Genomic DNA, 15,487 nt, shown 5'->3' with positions numbered 1-15,487 from the left:
CAACGACTCCAGGCCGCCTTCGGCACCTACGTCGACCCAGCGCTTGCCGGCCGTCTCCTCGAGCAGGGTGACGACGTGTTTACCGGTGAGCGCCGCGAGGTGACGGTGATGTTCGTCGACATCCGCGACTTCACGCCCTTTGCGGAGGCCAACCCCGCCGAGGACGTCGTCGCCCGGCTCAACGCGTTGTTCGAGATCGTGGTGCCAGCCGTGGTCGACGCCGGCGGGCATGTGAACAAGTTCCTCGGCGACGGCGCACTGGCCGTGTTCGGCGCTCCTAACGAAGTTGCAGGTCATGCCGATGCCGCGGTCAGTACCGCGGTGTTGATTCAGCGTCTCGTCGGCGAGCGATTCGAGGGAGCGCTTCGGATCGGCATCGGAATCAACACCGGCACAGTCATTGCGGGCACCCTCGGTGGGGCAAGCAAGCTGGAATTCACGTTGATCGGCGACGCCGTCAACGTCGCTGCCCGCGTCGAGCAGCTCACCAAGACCACCGGTGACGCAATTCTGCTCACCGAGCAGTGCGTCAACGCTCTGAAATCACGACCGCCCGGACTGAGAGACCGCGGATCACATGCGCTTAAAGGTAAGTCAGCCGCCGTGCAGCTTTTTGGACTCGCCCGTGGGATGGCTCGTTGACGATGACAGTCGGCACCACCGAGACTGCAGTGGTCGACAAGCCGGAGGAACGGGGTAGAGACGGCCACGGACACGGCCACCACCACCAACACTGATGCGAACGAGGCACCACCCGCTACGGCGGGGGGTTTTCTCGTCTCTGCAGATCGCTGCAGTAGCGACTGATCATCTCTTGTTGGGCCGTTTTGCGGACGGTGCCCGAGGCGTTCTGGTCGGGAGATCTTTGATACCCAGACGCGGACAGCGTGCGGGTACTCAGGCTCGGGCTACGTCGATGGCGACGGGGACTGGGTTGGCGATCAAGTCGCGGACGGGCGAGTAGCGAGTGAGGCTGGCGATCTCGGCGAGCTGATTGTCATCGAAGTCGCCGGTGACCTTGATCGTGGCCCGGATCTGCTCATACCCAGGGCGCACACTGTCGTTGAGGCCGAGGATGCCCTGCGCGTCCAGGTCCCCTTGGATCGTGGCTTCTAGCCCCTCCAGTGCTATGCCGCGGGCGGCGGCGTGGAAAACGATTGTGCCGGTGAGACATGCCGCAAGGGCGTGGAGAACATATTCGCTGGCATTGGGCGCCCGGTTCTGACCGAGGAGGACCGGCGGCTCGTCGGCATCCACAGTGAACGTCGCCGTGCGGGAGGCGTCTTCTTGGCCGACGCCGTAGAAGTCCTTGATCGTCGTGCGGCTGTAGCTGCCGTCGATCCACTCGTGCCCGGCACGGAATTGAAACCGTCCTAACGCAGGGTCGGCGGTGACGGCGTCCATCGTCGCCGATATCTGGCTGACGTCGAGGCCATTAACTGTGGTGGTTGCGGACATGATGATCTCCTTTATGAATAGTTAGCACGATCGATCGTGCTAACTAAGAAGAGTACGACCGATCGTGCTATGTTGTCAATATGGCGACTGAAACGATTCGTGCACGACGAGCGCCGCGCGCCGACGGCGAACGAACCCGCAGCGCGATCCTGCGTACCGCCGCGTCGCTAGCCACCGTCGACGGCCTGGAGGGGCTTTCCATCGGGAACTTGGCCGCCGCGACTGGCATCAGCAAGAGCGGCCTCTACGCCCACTTCGGCAGCAAACAGCAACTGCAGTTGGCCACCGTGGAGGAAGCGGAGCGGATTCTCGACGCGGAGGTCATACAGCCCGCGTTAGGTGCTCACCCCGGCCTGGCCCAACTGGTAGCGGTATGCGAAGCGTTCTTTGGCTACCTGCAGCGGCGGGTATTCCCCGGCGGCTGCTTCTTCGCTGCCACTGCGCTGGAGATGGGCACCCGTCCAGGTCCCGTCAAGGAACGGATCGCCGCCTTCCAGGACAGCTTCGTGGCGATGCTTCGAGATATTGCGGTCACCGCGATTGAGCAGCACGAACTTCCCACCTCCGACGACCCCGACCGGCTCGCATTCGAACTACACGCGTCGCTCCTGGCCGCCGATGCCAGATTCGTACTGCACGACGACCCAGCAGTTCTGGACCTGGCCCGACAAGTCGTCCGCCAGCGGCTAGGACTGGTCGACGAACCCACGCAGACCGAACGGACGTAGCGGCGTTTCCGATAAGCGGTCAGCGTGGCTGATCGCGTCGAGCAACTCGGGGGCGCGTCTGGCAGTGCCACTCCGGCCATATCCTTAGACTTTTCGCCACCGGCGAAAGGATCAACGTGGGCAACACCGCTATCCGTCGGTCCCCCCGCCTGGGACCGCTGGTCGCCATCGCGGCCGCCAGTGTCGGCATCATCTACGGCTACGACCTCTCCAACATCGCCGGCGCGCTTCTGTTCATCACCGACGAGTTCGGGCTGACCACCCGGCAGCAGGAATTGGTGACCACAGCGATAGTCATCGGCCAGATCGCCGGGGCGGTGGGTGGCGGGATGCTCGCCAACGCCATTGGACGCAAGAAGTCGATGGTGCTCGTCGCCGTTGCGTACGCAGCCTTTGCGCTTCTCAGCGCGCTGTCGGTATCGGTGCCCATGCTGCTGGTGTCGCGCTTTCTGCTGGGTCTCACCATCGGCGTGTCGGTGGTGGTCGTGCCGGTGTTCGTCGCCGAATCGGCACCGGCGAAGATTCGCGGTTCGCTACTGGTCGCCTATCAGGTGGCCACGGTCGTCGGCATCATCATCGGCTATTTGGCCGCGTACTTTCTGGCCGGCTCGGGCAGCTGGCGGTGGATGCTCGGCCTGGCCGCGATACCCGCGGTGCTCGTCACGCTGCTGCTCCTGTGGATGCCGGACACCGCCCGGTGGTACATGCTCAAGGGCCGGGTCGACGAAGCCCGCCAAACGCTGCGGCGTGTCGAGGCGAGCGCCGATGTCGAGGTCGAACTCGCCGAGATCAGCCGCGCACTCAAGGAGGAGACCGGGGGCGCGGTGCGCGAGATGCTCCGGCGGCCCTACATTCGCGCCACGGCTTTCGTGGTGGTGCTCGGTTTCTTCATCCAGATCACCGGCATCAACGCGATCGTCTATTACAGCCCCCGACTGTTCGAGGCCATGGGTTTCGAAGGAAACTTCGCACTGCTGATACTCCCAGCGCTGATCCAGGCGGCTGCTTTGGCAGCGGTGTTCGTCTCACTGATGCTGGTCGATCGAGTAGGTCGACGACCGATCCTGCTGGGCGGTATCGCAATGATGGTGGCCGCCAACGCCGTGCTCATCGGCGTCTTCGTGGCCAGCACGGAGTTCGGTGGTGCGCTCACCACGATCGGATTCCTCGGCGTGCTGCTTTTCACGATCGGGTTCACCTTCGGCTTCGGCGCGTTGGTCTGGGTTTACGCCGGTGAGAGCTTCCCCACTCGGCTTCGGTCTATGGGTTCGAGCGCGATGCTCACCTCCGATCTGGTGGCCAATGCCATCATCGCCGCCTTCTTCCTGACGATGCTCAATTCGCTGGGCGGTGGGGGGACATTTGCGCTGTTCGGCGTCTTCGCGCTGGCCGCGCTGGTTTTCGTCTATCGATTCGCGCCGGAGACCAAGGGCCGCCAGCTCGAGGAGATCCGGCACTTCTGGGAAAACGGCGGGCGCTGGCCTGAAGAGGCCGACGGCGCGGCAGAGGACCTCAACACGTTGAAACAATGACGGCGGACACGGCGCGGGCTGCACAGGGTCACGGAGATGCGGTGACGCTCATCGCGGCAGGGACCATCGTCCTGGAAGACCGGGTCTGCAAGCCGGGCTGGTTGGCTACCTCTGCCGGTCGAATCATCGACTGCGCGCCCGGCCCGGCACCGCGACCGCCCGACCATGACTTCCCTGATCACGTGGTGGTGCCCGGGTTCGTCGATATGCACGTGCACGGAGGGGGCGGTGCGTCCTACGCCAACGGCATCGGCTCAGAGATCGAACAGGCAGCCGAGTTCCACCTGCGCCACGGCACCACCACTACGGTGGCCAGCCTGGTCACCGCCTCACCCGAGAACCTCTTGCGCCAAGTGCGCGTGCTCGCCGACCTGACTCGGCAAAAAACCGTCGCCGGCGTGCACCTGGAAGGCCCCTGGCTGAGTGCAGTGCGTTGCGGTGCACACGACGCAACGCTGATGCGGGACCCTGACCCCGCCGAGATCGACGCTCTGCTCGCTGCCGCGGACGGCACTATCCGGATGGTCACGCTGGCGCCGGAACTGCCGGGCGGTCAGGACGCCATCACCCGCATTGCGGACGCGGGTGTGGTCGTCGCCATCGGCCACACAGACGCCAGCTACGACGACGCGAAGGATGCAATCGCATCGGGCGCTACCGTCGGTACCCATGTGTTCAACGCCATGCGGCCACTACACCATCGCGACCCGGGGCCGGCGTTGGCGCTGCTGGAGGACCCGAGGATCACAGTGGAGCTCATTGCGGACGGCGTGCACCTTCATCCCGCGCTCGTTCGGCAGGTTATCGAGATGGTTGGCGCCGGTCGCGTGGCGCTGATCACCGACGCGATGGCGGCGGCTGGATTGCCGGACGGCTCATTTCAAATCGGCGCAGTCGAAGTGGAGGTCGCCGAACAGGTCGCGCGTGTGCGCGGGATGTCGACGATCGCCGGCAGCACGACGACCATGGATCAGCTTTTTCGGACAGCGGTCGGCCAACTCGACGGCTCGGATGAGGCGCTGGCCAAAGCGGTACGGATGACGGCGACCACCCCGGCCCTCGCGTTGAAGCTCGATCAAGTTGGCAGCATACGCGTCGGCATGGATGCCAATTGTGTTGTACTAGACGAAGATCTACGGGTTCAGCAGGTGATGCACAACGGTTCATGGCTGCCTCGGTGCTAGCAGCGCCAGGACAAGCCGGGCGCCGGACCGAAAGTCGTTTTCAGTCAATTCCAATCTCATTCTCCGACAGTGGAACCGGCGAAATTCGCGCGGCAACGGCGGCCCAACGCCGTGGCGTGCACGGTAGTGCTCGACTGCCTAGTAAGTCCCGACTTGTCGACTGTTTGATGAACCGGAAAACGACGGCCGTCTTGGAAATAGTGGTCCGAAATTGCGCTCGTCACTCGGACAATGGTGTTTCGTTACTGCTATGGATCGCATCTGGCAATCAGCCTGGAATCGCTACAAAACCAGGTACTCGTGGGCATGCTGGGCGCTCACGCTCCCTCTGGCGCTCCCGGTCTATCTTGCCTGGTCGTTAGGGATCGTCGCTTTCGAGAAGTCTGATCGGTACGCCGAGGCGGCCGTGGTGACCGTGGTCGCCGTTCTCGTCTACCTGTGTGTTCTGGTAGCTCCCGGGGGGACGGAAGCCCGACTTATAGAGCGGTGGGCCGCCGGCGAAGACGTTGATCGGGAGGTGGCACTGTGCGCCACGTACAGCTATGGCCGGAAAGTGATCGTCAGGGGCGTGGTCGTCACCTTTGCTTGGATCGCGACGCTCTTCGTGGGTATCGGGATGATCGCCGGAGCGACTGGGTCGCGACTGATTCAATACGCGATTCTTGGCGCCGTCGTCGGAACTGCCGGCCAACTGATTACCGTGCACAGCTACGTCGAAGCGACGTTGCGGCCCGCCAGGGATGCGATCACCTCGGGTACTGACATTGGTGATTCCCTGCCTCGCCCCCGCCCGGCGTTCGCCTCGTGGACCAACGTGGCCATGCTTGCGGTGGGGTTCGCATTTGCCACCGCCGGTGCGATTCTGGGGGCTGTGTTAGAAGTGGCGAGGTACGGTCCTGCGCTCGCCATGGTGATCGGTGGCGTACTGGTATTGGTCATTGGACCGTCGCTTTGGGCCGCGTATTCGCCGCTCCTGCAACCCATCCGCGATCTCGCCGCAGCGACTGAGCGTGTCGCGGCCGGCGACTTCAGCCAGCGTCTGCCGGTGGTGCAAGATGACGATCTCGGCTCGTTGGCGGCGTCGTTCAACCGTATGCAGGCCGGTCTGACTGAGCGGCGACGACTACAGGCGGCATTTGGGACGTACGTCGATCCTTCGCTGGCCGCGCGGCTCCTCGAGCAGGGGAGTGATGTCTTCACCGGTGAGCGTCGCGAGGTTTCGGTCATGTTCGTTGACATCCGAGACTTCACGCCTTACGCCGAAGCGACTCCAGCCGAGGACGTGGTCGCGCGACTCAACGCGCTGTTCGAGATCGTGGTGCCAGCCGTCGTCAACGCGGGCGGGCATGTCAACAAGTTCCTCGGCGATGGTGCACTGGCCGTTTTTGGGGCGCCGAACGCTCTCGAGGGACATGCCGACGCGGCAGTGAGTGCAGCGGTGTCGATACATCGTCTGGTTGCCGAGCGGTTCGGCGGCGAACTTCGAATCGGTATCGGTATCAATACCGGGACGGTGATCGCGGGCACCATCGGAGGCGGCAGCAAGCTCGAATTCACGCTGATCGGCGATTGTGTCAACGTCGCAGCGCGCGTTGAGCAACTCACCAAGACGACCGGTGACGCTATTCTTCTCACCCAGCAGTCCCTCGACGCCTTAACATGCCCGCCATCTGAGCTCAACGAGCGGGAATTCTTTGCAGTCAAAGGAAAGTCCGCCCCTGTCAGGGTGTTTGGGCTGGACCCCGGAGCCTCTGCTCCCTCATCTCCGGTGTGAGAGGCCGGAGTCAACAGAGATTCGCTAGTTGGCAAATCCGTGCCCGCGCCCGGTCATCTAGTTTACGCTTTCGAACACCTGACGCGAGGTGGTGAGGACGTATGCCACATCGGTTCCGCGCGGCGGCCGCGCTGATCGCCTGTGCGGCTGCGGTCGCGACCGCGTCACCAGCGGCCGCCGACCCGCTGAACCCGATCCCGGGAAACGGATTCTTTCTCGTGGGGCCCGAAATCGCCCCGGGCGTCTACAACACCGGCGGTTCGGCGTCGACCTTCGCCGTCTATATCAACGACGTGCCGACCGAGGGTTCGATGTGCGTGTGGTTCACCTACAGCACACCGGATACCAACAAGGACAACGTCGTCGCGACGAATATGTCCGTCGGCCCGATGAACGCGAACATAAACTCGTCGGTGAAGGCCTTCGAGTCGAGGAACTGCCAACCCTGGACCCGGCTCACCTGAGCGCCGTCCTACGCCGCGTCGAGGATGAGATCGGCTGCCCGCCAAGCCATTGCCATCGCTGGGCCGTTGAGGTTGCCCGACACCATCGTCGGCATCACCGAACAGTCGACGACGCGCAGGTCGTGGACGCCGCGCACACGTAGCGAGGTGTCCACGACGTCGTCGTCCGCAGGTCCCATCGCGCACGTCCCGATCGCGTGGTATCCGCAGTAACCGTCATCGAGACCGGAATCGATGATCGCCTGCTCGGTAACGACTTTCGCGCCCGGCTGGGTCTCGGTAACCAGCTGTTCGGCGATCGGCGACTGGTCGAACAACCGGCGCATGATGCGGAACAGCGCGACACCCTTGTCGCGGTCGTGCGGTGAGGTGAGATAGCCGGGGTCGATGTCCAGCGGCGCCATCGGGTCGGCCGAGGTTATCGTCACCGACCCCTCGCTGTCCGGGCGCAGAACGTATCCGATCGCTTGGATGCCCGGTTCCCGCTCGACGGCCGCCGCCTCGCCCTGCTCATACGGCGCCAATGAGAACGGCGCCATCAGGATCTGAGCGTCCGGGCGGTCCAATTCGGGTGATGTCTTGAAGAACCCGACGACGTCGAACGCGGCGCCGGCGAGCGGGCCCCGCTTCGTCGCCAAATACCTTGCGGTGGTGAGCGCTTGACGCGCCTTGGTGCTCAGAAGGCGGTTGTAGCCGACGTCCTGGTTGAGCCGGAACTGGATCACGAAGCACCGGTGTTCCCGCATCCGCCGGCCGACGTTGGGGCTGTCCACGACAGTGTCGATGTTCAAACGGCGGAGCACCGAACGATCTCCGACGCCGGACAATTGCAGCACCTTCGGCGTCGAGATGCTGCCGAGCGAGAGGATGACCTCACGCTGGGCGGTGAAGTCCAGCTTCGCGCCGCGACCGGTCGTCGCCTGGACCCCAACCGCCTTGTCGCCCTTGATGTTCACCCGCTCGACCGTCGTATGGACGGCGAGGTGAAGGTTGGGACGACGAGAGGCCGGATGCAGGAAAGCATGCGCAGCGCTGACCCGGCGGCCGTCCCTGATGGTGCGGGGTGCGGGGCCGATCCGTTCGCGGTCACTGGCGTTCACGTCGTCGGTCGGCGACCAACCAAGGTTCGCCCCCGCGGCGATGACGTCCGTGCAGAGCTGGGGGAGTCGAGGGTCGATCGAGACGTCCAGCGGACCTCCCGAACCTCGCATCGGGTCCGGCCCGAGGCCGTGGTTTTCCATCGAACGGAACACAGGCAGCATCTGGTCCCAGCCCCATGCGGGGTTTCCCAGCGCCGCCATCGCGTCGTAGTCGGGCGCGCCGCCCCTGTTGTAGACCATCCCGTTGACCGAACTCGACCCGCCGAGCGTCTTGCCCCGCACCCAGTGCTCGACGAGCTGGGAGGGGCCGGTCGGGCGGACGGGGAAGTGCCACGTGAGCTTGGGGTTGCCGAGGATCTTCCCGACGCCCTTCGGGATCCGGATCATCGGACTTCGATCCCTGCCGCCGGCCTCGACGAGCAGAACGCTCGTGCGTGGATCCTCGGAGAGTCGGTTGGCCAGCACACATCCGGCCGAACCGGCGCCGACGATGATGTAGTCGAAAGTCCTCGAAGGCATCACTGTCAGGGTCGGCGCGGACGGGCGGCGCAGTCAAGGGATTTCCACCGGGCCCCCGGAGGGCGCCGTTTTGGCGAACGCCCGGAGCCCGGTATAACCTGGTCGGCGTGAACTCTGCGGTGCGCGTCGGCTATTGGCGCTTTATCGAGGCTCCGGGCGGAGCCGATAAAGCGCAGCGCTAAGCACGCATCCCCCCGGAGCCCAGGCAGTGACCACCAGGTCGCTGCCTTTCGTCATTAAGGGCCCGGGGTCGAACCGGGCGCCGCAACCTCCAGAAAGGCACCCGAGAACATGAACCTGGCGCAGACCGCCACCCCGCCCGCCACCTCTGACCGGCGGGTCCGCGGTTTCAGCGAGATTCCCAGCCCGCACGAGGTGCTCAGCGAATTCCCGCTCGGCGCCCGGCGCGCCGAGCGCGTCGTGCGTGATCGGGAAGAGATCGCCGAGATTCTCGCGGGCCGCGACGACCGGCTGCTCGTGGTCGTCGGACCGTGCTCGGTGCACGACCCGGCCGCTGCGCTGGACTACGCCAGCCGGCTCGTCAAGGTCGCCGACGAGCTCAGCGACCGCCTCAAGATCGTCATGCGGGTGTATTTCGAGAAGCCGCGTACCACGATCGGCTGGAAGGGGCTGATCAACGATCCGGGCATGGACGGCACCTTCGAAGTCGCCCGCGGCCTGCGCATCGCGCGTCACCTCCTGCTCGACATCGTCGACATCGGGTTGCCGGTCGGCTGCGAGTTCCTCGAGCCGACCAGCCCGCAGTACATCGCCGACGCCGTCGCGTGGGGTGCCATCGGCGCCCGGACCACGGAATCCCAGGTGCACCGCCAGCTGGCGTCCGGTCTGTCGATGCCCGTCGGGTTCAAGAACGGCACCGACGGCAACATCCAGGTCGCCGTCGACGGGGTCAAGGCCGCCGCCGCCCCGCACGTCTTCTTCGGCATGGACGACCTCGGCCGCGGAGCCCTGGTGAACACCGCAGGCAACGAGGACTGCCACGTGATCCTGCGCGGCGGCACCAACGGTCCGAACTGCGACGCCGACGCTGTGCAGGCCGCCGCGGCCAAGCTGACCGCGGCCGGACTGCCCGGTCGCGTCGTGATCGATTGCAGCCACGCCAATTCGGGGAAGGATCATGTCCGCCAGGCGCAGGTCGCCGCCGAGGTGGCGCAGCTGGTGCGTGACGGCCTACCGGTCAGCGGTGTGATGCTCGAGAGCTTCCTCGTCGCCGGTGCGCAGGCCCCCGAAGCCCGTCCGCTGACCTACGGGCAGTCGGTCACAGACAAGTGCATGGACTGGGCGACGACGGACCGGGTGCTGCGGGAGCTGGCCGAGCGCTAGCCGCCCGCAGCCCTCAGGAGGCCCGCCGGATTCCGCGCTTCAGCAAAAGCTCGCGCTCGGACTCCGACAGCCCACCCCAGATGCCGTACGGCTCGCCTACGGCGAGCGCGTGGGCGCGGCACTGGGCGATCACCGGGCACCGCCGGCACATCTCCTTCGCGCGCATCTCGCGCTGGGCGCGGGCGCGGCCGCGCTCACCGTCGGGATGAAAGAACATGGAGGAATCGACGCCTCGACAAAGTCCGGCCATCTGCCAATCCCAAATGTCGGCGTTGGGACCGGGCAGCTGCTGCGGTTGTGGCATTGGAAACCCCTCTCTGCACACCCATTTCGGAAACGAATGGATGAGTGAGTTCAAAACCGATTCGAGCTCAAGTCGCCGATGACCACTCGTGGAGACAAAGTATGGGCGCTGCCGAAATCTCGTCAATAGCCCCCACATGTGCTTATTGACATAACCGCAGGCCCAGAATTTACATCACGTTCATCATTGCGACCCACAGGCAACGAGAACGGTGCTAAGCCGACCTATGGTGGTCGACGGCGAAACGCATTTCTCCAGTTCGCGTCAATTGTCGGTGAACGGGCAAATTCGAGCCGCTAACACGCAAGTAACATTGCGACCACCAACTGTTAACCAATGGTGCGGGCCAATTGATACCGTCGCGACTCGATGCCCGCAGAAATCGTTCTGACGAGGGCCGCATTCGGTGACGATCCCGGGCGCTGGCCGTTGCCTCCCGGCGCCACGCCACACGAGTTGTGGCTGCGTGCCGTCGCGGCGGGCGGGCAGGGCCGGTACGCCAGCGCGCGGGTCGATCTGGCCGCGCTGCTGCGTAGCGGTGGTCGAGAGCGCGCGTTGGCACACAGCACCGAGGCGTCGTTTCTGCGCCAGCTCGGTTGGCACGCCCGCGCTCGGCGATGGGACGGACGGGCGCTGGCGCTGACCGGGACGGATGTCGAGTCGGCCGCGGATGCGTTGGTCGGCCTGGGCGCCGACGCGTTGGGCGTGGGGCGGTTCGACGCGGCCGCGCGCGCACTGGCCCGCGCCGCCGAGCTGATGTCGGATTCGCCGGTGCCGCGGCTACGGGTGCGGCTGGGCTGGGTGTCGGCCGAACTGGCGATGGCGCGCGGAGAAGGACAGGCCGCGGTCGGGCACGCCGAGCGTGCCGTCGAGGCGGCCGCGGCGTTCGGCTCGGCCCGTCACGAAGTGAAGTCGTCGGTCGTGTTGGCCGCCGCCCGGTGCAGCGCCGGTGACCTTGCCGGCGCGCGCTCGGTGGCCGATGCGGCGCTCGACGAGACGCAGCGCTTCGGAATGGTTCCGTTGCAGTGGGCGTTGGCTTGCTTGCTGGCCGACATCGGCAGCGCCGAGCATCCGGCGCAGGACATGGTGGCGCTGCGCGATGCTTGTGCCGATACAGTGCGTCGGCGGGGCGGCGTGTGGTCGGTGCGGTAACCGGGTCCACGCGGAAGTGAAAGTTATTGTTTAGCTGACCGACCTACCAAGCTCGGTCCTGTTCGTAACGTTGGAGAGATCGCCCACGATGACATTTTCGGGAGAACGTCTCGATGCTGTCGTTGCTGAGGCTGTGGCAGGAAACCGGGACGCGCTCCGGGAGGTGCTGGAGACCATTCGTCCGATCGTTGTTCGGTATTGCCGGGCGAGGGTGGGGGCGACAGAGCGCAGTGGCCTCTCAGCAGACGACGTTGCCCAGGAGGTTTGCTTGGCCGCCATCACGGCGCTGCCGCGTTACAAGGATCAGGGACGCCCGTTCCTGGCCTTCGTGTACGGCATTGCCGCCCACAAGGTTGCTGACGCGCATCGCGCAGCAGCCAGGAATCGATCCGACCCGACCGATGTCGTGCCGGAGCGATACTCGCTGGACGCCGGACCCGAGCAGATGGCCCTCGACGCCGAGGCGTCGGCGCGGATGAACAAGCTCCTGGCCGTGCTTCCCGAGAAACAGCGGGAGATCCTGATCTTGCGCGTCGTCGTGGGGATGAGCGCCGAGGAGACCGCGGAGGCGGTCGGCAGCACGCCGGGCGCCGTGCGCGTCGCCCAGCACCGCGCGCTCGCGAAACTGAAGTCCCAGATCGTCGCGACGGGGCGTGACTATGCCTGACTTTGGACGCTGGACTTCGAACGGGGGAGATCCCTCGCTCAACGAGATCAACCGCACCGATCGGTTCCTCGATTCGCTGGCCACACAGCAGCCGGTGTACTCGACCGATCCCAGTGAGGCGGAACTCGCCCAGCTGCTCGCCGGCTGGCGCGACGAGATCCGTGGTGCTCCTCTGACCGCCACGGTCACGCCGCGCGACGCGGTGCTGGCGCTCGACCGGGCAGCGGCATCGCGCCGCCGCACGCGCACGTCCCTGGCGGTCGTGGGGTCCGCCGCGGCCGCGGTGTTGTGTATCGGTGGTTTCGGTGCGGTGGTGGCCGGTTCGGGCCCGGGCGACTCGCTGTACGGCCTGCGCACCATGCTGTTCGGTGAGCGGCACGACACCCGCGACGATGCGGTCGTACTCGCGGCGCAGACGCAGATGGCCGAGGTGCAGCAGCTGATCGACCAGGGTCAGTGGCAGGCCGCTCAGGACAAGCTGCAGACGCTGACGACGACCGTGGCGACCGTGGGCGACACGCAGCGCAAGGAACAGCTGGTCAGCCAGTGGCAGGAGCTGACGGTCAAGGTCGAGGCACAGGATCCCGCGGCGACCATCCCGCCGGGCACACCGCCGCCGACCTTCCCCGAGGTCGTCGTGCTGACGCCGGGCGAGGGCACCACGTCGTCGGAGACCTCCGGGCCGTCAGAGTCCACTTCGCCGTCGTCGGAGACCACGTCGCCGTCGGAGACGACGCTGCCTTCGGAGACGACGTCACCATCTGCAACGACGCCGCCCTCGGCTACGCCGTCACCATCTGCAACGACGCCGCCGTCCGCAACACCGTCACCGTCGTCCCCGCCGCCGTCGACGACGGTCCTGCCGGGCAGCCCACCGCCGACCTCGGTGCCCACCGCGCAACCGACGGCCACCCCGCAGCCGACCGCGCTGCCGACACCGTCGGCGAGCGCGCCGCTGCCGACGCCGAGCACTCGAGTTCAGATTCCGACGCCCTCGTCGCCGCCATCGGTGGTCGAGCAGGAGGAGGAGCAACCGCCGGCCGAGCCGACCGTGAGGCAACCGCCATCCGCGCCAAAGACGGCGGCCACGACCGTGACCGTGCCGGATGCGGTGGAGGAACCGAGCTAGTTCAGGTTAGTTCAGCGGTAGCCGTCGGACTCCGACGTCGCCTCGTTGAGGGATGCGTCGGCGTAGCCCCGGCAGTAATCCCACGTCACGTAGGCGTCGGGTTCGGGATCGTAAGCGGGCTCGTGCGGGCGCACCGTGCCGTCGACCAGCAGCTGCAAGAGGTTGGCGCGCAGCATGTCCCAGTCGTGGTAGTGGTCCTGCTGGCATTCGTCGCAGCACACGACCAGACCGCGGATTCCCCTGTGTGCGAGGAGTGCCTCATACACCGCCAGATCGGCGAGATCGGCCTCGACCGCGGTCCGCTCCTGTGGGTCCAGCGGCTGGCCTGGCTCGAGCGCGTCGAGGGCAGCCGACGGGTCGCACGGGTCATCGGCGAACGGGTCCGGTGGCAAACCCGGTGGCAGGTGGTCACGCACGAGTCCACCCTACGCAGCAGGGCGGGGATCGCGCTAGCCGTCACGCCGACGCGCCACGTGAGACCGGGATGCCGATCGACAGCCGATAGGATGGTTCTTTAGCTCGACGACTGTGTTCGGCTGCGTTTTGTATCTGGAGGCCCCCACCATGTCGATCGCCGAAAGCAGCATCCCCATCGCGGTGCCGGTGCCGACCGGCGGGGATGACCCGACGAAAGTCGCCATGCTCGGCTTGACCTTCGACGACGTGCTGCTGCTGCCCGCCGCCTCCGACGTGATCCCTGCGACCGCCGACACCTCGAGCCAGTTGACCAAGAAGATCCGGCTCAAGGTGCCGCTGGTGAGTTCGGCGATGGACACCGTCACCGAGTCGCGCATGGCGATCGCCATGGCGCGTGCCGGCGGTATGGGCGTGCTGCACCGCAACCTTCCCGTGGCCGAGCAGGCCGGTCAGGTCGAGACAGTCAAGCGGTCCGAGGCCGGGATGGTCACCGATCCGGTGACCTGCTCGCCGGACAACACGCTGGCCGAGGTCGACGCGATGTGCGCGCGGTTCCGGATCTCCGGGCTGCCCGTCGTCGACGACACCGGCGAGCTGGTCGGCATCATCACCAATCGCGACATGCGGTTCGAGGTGGACCAGTCCAAGCCCGTCTCCGAGGTGATGACCAAGGCCCCGCTGATCACCGCCCGCGAGGGCGTGTCGGCCGAAGCGGCGCTAGGACTGTTGCGGCGCAACAAGATTGAGAAGCTCCCGATCGTCGACGGGCACGGCAAGCTGACCGGGCTGATCACCGTCAAGGACTTCGTCAAGACCGAACAGTTCCCGCTGTCCACCAAGGACAAGGATGGCAGGCTGTTGGTGGGCGCGGCCGTCGGCGTCGGTGACGACGCGTGGACGCGGGCGATGACGCTGGTCGACGCGGGTGTCGACGTGCTGGTCGTGGACACCGCGCACGCGCACAACCGCGGAGTGCTCGACATGGTGAGCCGGGTCAAGGCCGCCGTCGGTGACCGGGTCGAGGTGGTCGGCGGAAATGTCGCGACGCGCGCGGCCGCGGCGGCCCTCGTGCAGGCCGGCGCGGACGCGGTCAAGGTCGGGGTGGGCCCCGGCTCGATCTGCACCACCCGCGTGGTGGCCGGCGTCGGCGCGCCGCAGATCACCGCGATCATGGAAGCGGTGGCGGCCTGTCGTCCGTATGGTGTGCCGGTGATCGCCGACGGCGGGCTGCAGTACTCCGGCGACATCGCCAAGGCGCTGGCCGCGGGCGCATCGACCGCGATGCTGGGCTCGCTGCTGGCGGGCACCGCGGAGTCGCCCGGCGAGCTGATCTTCGTGAACGGCAAGCAGTTCAAGAGCTATCGCGGCATGGGGTCGCTGGGCGCCATGCAGGGCCGCGGCGCCGCCGGTTCGGTGCGCGGGTCGTACTCCAAGGACCGCTATTTCCAGGACGACGTGCTCAGCGAGGACAAGCTCGTGCCCGAGGGCATCGAGGGACGGGTGCCGTTCCGGGGTCCGCTGGCGACGGTGATCCACCAACTCACCGGCGGACTGCGCGCCGCGATGGGCTACACCGGGTCGGCGACCATCGAACAGCTCCAGCAGGCGCAGTTCGTGCAGATCACCGCGGCCGGGCTCAAGGAAAGCCATCCGCACGACATCACCATGACCGTCGAGGCCCCGAACTACTACACCCGTTAAGGAGAACTGGGCCG

15 protein-coding genes are annotated in these 15,487 nt (G+C 66.1%); 11 read left to right on the top strand and 4 right to left on the bottom strand.

What is annotated here, in order from left to right; all coding sequences use genetic code 11:
- Window positions 1-642, top strand: a 642-nt coding sequence (locus A5698_RS17015; protein ID WP_197506808.1) for an adenylate/guanylate cyclase domain-containing protein, incomplete at its 5' end; no start/stop codon positions are given.
- 255 nt (window positions 643-897) lie between these two features.
- Here the strand turns inward: A5698_RS17015 and A5698_RS17010 are convergent.
- The gene (locus A5698_RS17010) at window positions 898-1,458 is read right to left on the bottom strand and encodes an OsmC family protein (protein WP_068299244.1); all 561 of its coding nucleotides are present in this window, start codon (window positions 1,456-1,458) and stop codon (window positions 898-900) included.
- 80 nt (window positions 1,459-1,538) lie between these two features.
- Here A5698_RS17010 and A5698_RS17005 point away from each other — a divergent pair, with 80 nt between their 5' ends.
- From A5698_RS17005 to A5698_RS16985, 5 genes are all read left to right on the top strand, one after another.
- Window positions 1,539-2,186: a TetR/AcrR family transcriptional regulator gene (locus A5698_RS17005; RefSeq protein WP_068299241.1), complete on the top strand. Its 648-nt coding sequence runs from the start codon at window positions 1,539-1,541 to the stop codon at window positions 2,184-2,186.
- Between the two features lie 131 nt (window positions 2,187-2,317).
- Window positions 2,318-3,718, top strand: coding sequence for a sugar porter family MFS transporter (locus A5698_RS17000; protein ID WP_068299261.1), 1,401 nt, complete (start codon window positions 2,318-2,320; stop codon window positions 3,716-3,718).
- Between the two features lie 41 nt (window positions 3,719-3,759).
- Entirely contained in the window at window positions 3,760-4,902 is a 1,143-nt protein-coding gene (nagA, locus tag A5698_RS16995) for an N-acetylglucosamine-6-phosphate deacetylase (protein WP_068299258.1), read from the top strand.
- 250 nt (window positions 4,903-5,152) lie between these two features.
- On the top strand, window positions 5,153-6,676 hold the full coding sequence (locus A5698_RS16990; RefSeq protein WP_068299239.1) for an adenylate/guanylate cyclase domain-containing protein: 1,524 nt from the start codon (window positions 5,153-5,155) through the stop codon (window positions 6,674-6,676).
- A 101-nt stretch (window positions 6,677-6,777) separates the two neighbouring features.
- Entirely contained in the window at window positions 6,778-7,140 is a 363-nt protein-coding gene (locus A5698_RS16985) for an Rv1352/Rv1906c domain-containing protein (protein WP_068299236.1), read from the top strand.
- Window positions 7,141-7,148: 8 nt separating this feature from the next.
- Here A5698_RS16985 and A5698_RS16980 read toward each other — a convergent pair whose 3' ends face one another.
- On the bottom strand, window positions 7,149-8,759 hold the full coding sequence (locus A5698_RS16980; RefSeq protein ID WP_068299230.1) for a GMC family oxidoreductase: 1,611 nt from the start codon (window positions 8,757-8,759) through the stop codon (window positions 7,149-7,151).
- A gap of 291 nt (window positions 8,760-9,050) precedes the next feature.
- Here A5698_RS16980 and A5698_RS16975 point away from each other — a divergent pair, with 291 nt between their 5' ends.
- Window positions 9,051-10,103, top strand: coding sequence for a 3-deoxy-7-phosphoheptulonate synthase (locus tag A5698_RS16975; protein ID WP_068299228.1), 1,053 nt, complete (start codon window positions 9,051-9,053; stop codon window positions 10,101-10,103).
- A 13-nt stretch (window positions 10,104-10,116) separates the two neighbouring features.
- Here A5698_RS16975 and A5698_RS16970 read toward each other — a convergent pair whose 3' ends face one another.
- Complete coding sequence (locus A5698_RS16970) at window positions 10,117-10,407, bottom strand: WhiB family transcriptional regulator (protein WP_067091257.1); 291 nt, start codon at window positions 10,405-10,407, stop codon at window positions 10,117-10,119.
- 369 nt (window positions 10,408-10,776) lie between these two features.
- Between A5698_RS16970 and A5698_RS16965 the strand changes: the two genes are divergently transcribed.
- The 3 genes from A5698_RS16965 (at window position 10,777) to A5698_RS16955 (ending at window position 13,355) form a co-directional block, all read left to right on the top strand.
- Window positions 10,777-11,559: a hypothetical protein gene (locus tag A5698_RS16965; protein ID WP_068299225.1), complete on the top strand. Its 783-nt coding sequence runs from the start codon at window positions 10,777-10,779 to the stop codon at window positions 11,557-11,559.
- Window positions 11,560-11,647: 88 nt separating this feature from the next.
- A complete protein-coding gene (locus A5698_RS16960) occupies window positions 11,648-12,226 on the top strand; it encodes a sigma-70 family RNA polymerase sigma factor (RefSeq protein ID WP_068299222.1) in 579 nt (192 codons plus the stop codon).
- Window positions 12,219-13,355 carry an anti-sigma-D factor RsdA gene (locus A5698_RS16955; protein WP_068299219.1) on the top strand — a complete coding sequence of 379 codons (1,137 nt, stop codon included), beginning with the start codon at window positions 12,219-12,221 and terminating at the stop codon, window positions 13,353-13,355. Before A5698_RS16960 ends, A5698_RS16955 begins: the two co-directional genes overlap by 8 nt.
- Before the next feature lie 11 nt (window positions 13,356-13,366).
- Here the strand turns inward: A5698_RS16955 and A5698_RS16950 are convergent, their stop codons facing one another.
- Window positions 13,367-13,771 (bottom strand): DUF5319 domain-containing protein, encoded by a 405-nt coding sequence (locus A5698_RS16950; protein WP_064345682.1) that lies wholly within the window; start codon window positions 13,769-13,771, stop codon window positions 13,367-13,369.
- 148 nt (window positions 13,772-13,919) lie between these two features.
- On the opposite strand from A5698_RS16950, the gene guaB reads away from it, so the two are divergent.
- A complete protein-coding gene (gene guaB, locus A5698_RS16945; protein WP_068299255.1) occupies window positions 13,920-15,473 on the top strand; it encodes an IMP dehydrogenase in 1,554 nt (517 codons plus the stop codon).
- The last annotated feature ends 14 nt before the right edge of the window (window positions 15,474-15,487 follow it).

The organism is Mycobacterium sp. E136 (assembly GCF_001666865.1).
GTDB lineage: Bacteria > Actinomycetota > Actinomycetes > Mycobacteriales > Mycobacteriaceae > Mycobacterium.
Note: the sequence above shows the minus strand (reverse complement) of the source record. Positions and strands in the feature narration are given on the sequence as shown.

Excerpts from the sequence above, each read along its gene's own strand:
- A5698_RS17010 (WP_068299244.1), bottom strand. The coding sequence starts at position 1,458 with ATGTCCGCAACCACCACAGTTAATGGCCTCGACGTCAGCCAGATATCG.
- A5698_RS17005 (WP_068299241.1), top strand. The coding sequence starts at position 1,539 with ATGGCGACTGAAACGATTCGTGCACGACGAGCGCCGCGCGCCGACGGC.
- A5698_RS16990 (WP_068299239.1), top strand. The coding sequence starts at position 5,153 with ATGGATCGCATCTGGCAATCAGCCTGGAATCGCTACAAAACCAGGTAC.
- A5698_RS16985 (WP_068299236.1), top strand. The coding sequence starts at position 6,778 with ATGCCACATCGGTTCCGCGCGGCGGCCGCGCTGATCGCCTGTGCGGCT.
- A5698_RS16980 (WP_068299230.1), bottom strand. The coding sequence starts at position 8,759 with ATGCCTTCGAGGACTTTCGACTACATCATCGTCGGCGCCGGTTCGGCC.
- A5698_RS16975 (WP_068299228.1), top strand. The coding sequence starts at position 9,051 with ATGAACCTGGCGCAGACCGCCACCCCGCCCGCCACCTCTGACCGGCGG.
- A5698_RS16970 (WP_067091257.1), bottom strand. The coding sequence starts at position 10,407 with ATGCCACAACCGCAGCAGCTGCCCGGTCCCAACGCCGACATTTGGGAT.
- A5698_RS16965 (WP_068299225.1), top strand. The coding sequence starts at position 10,777 with ATGCCCGCAGAAATCGTTCTGACGAGGGCCGCATTCGGTGACGATCCC.
- A5698_RS16960 (WP_068299222.1), top strand. The coding sequence starts at position 11,648 with ATGACATTTTCGGGAGAACGTCTCGATGCTGTCGTTGCTGAGGCTGTG.
- A5698_RS16955 (WP_068299219.1), top strand. The coding sequence starts at position 12,219 with ATGCCTGACTTTGGACGCTGGACTTCGAACGGGGGAGATCCCTCGCTC.
- guaB (WP_068299255.1), top strand. The coding sequence starts at position 13,920 with ATGTCGATCGCCGAAAGCAGCATCCCCATCGCGGTGCCGGTGCCGACC.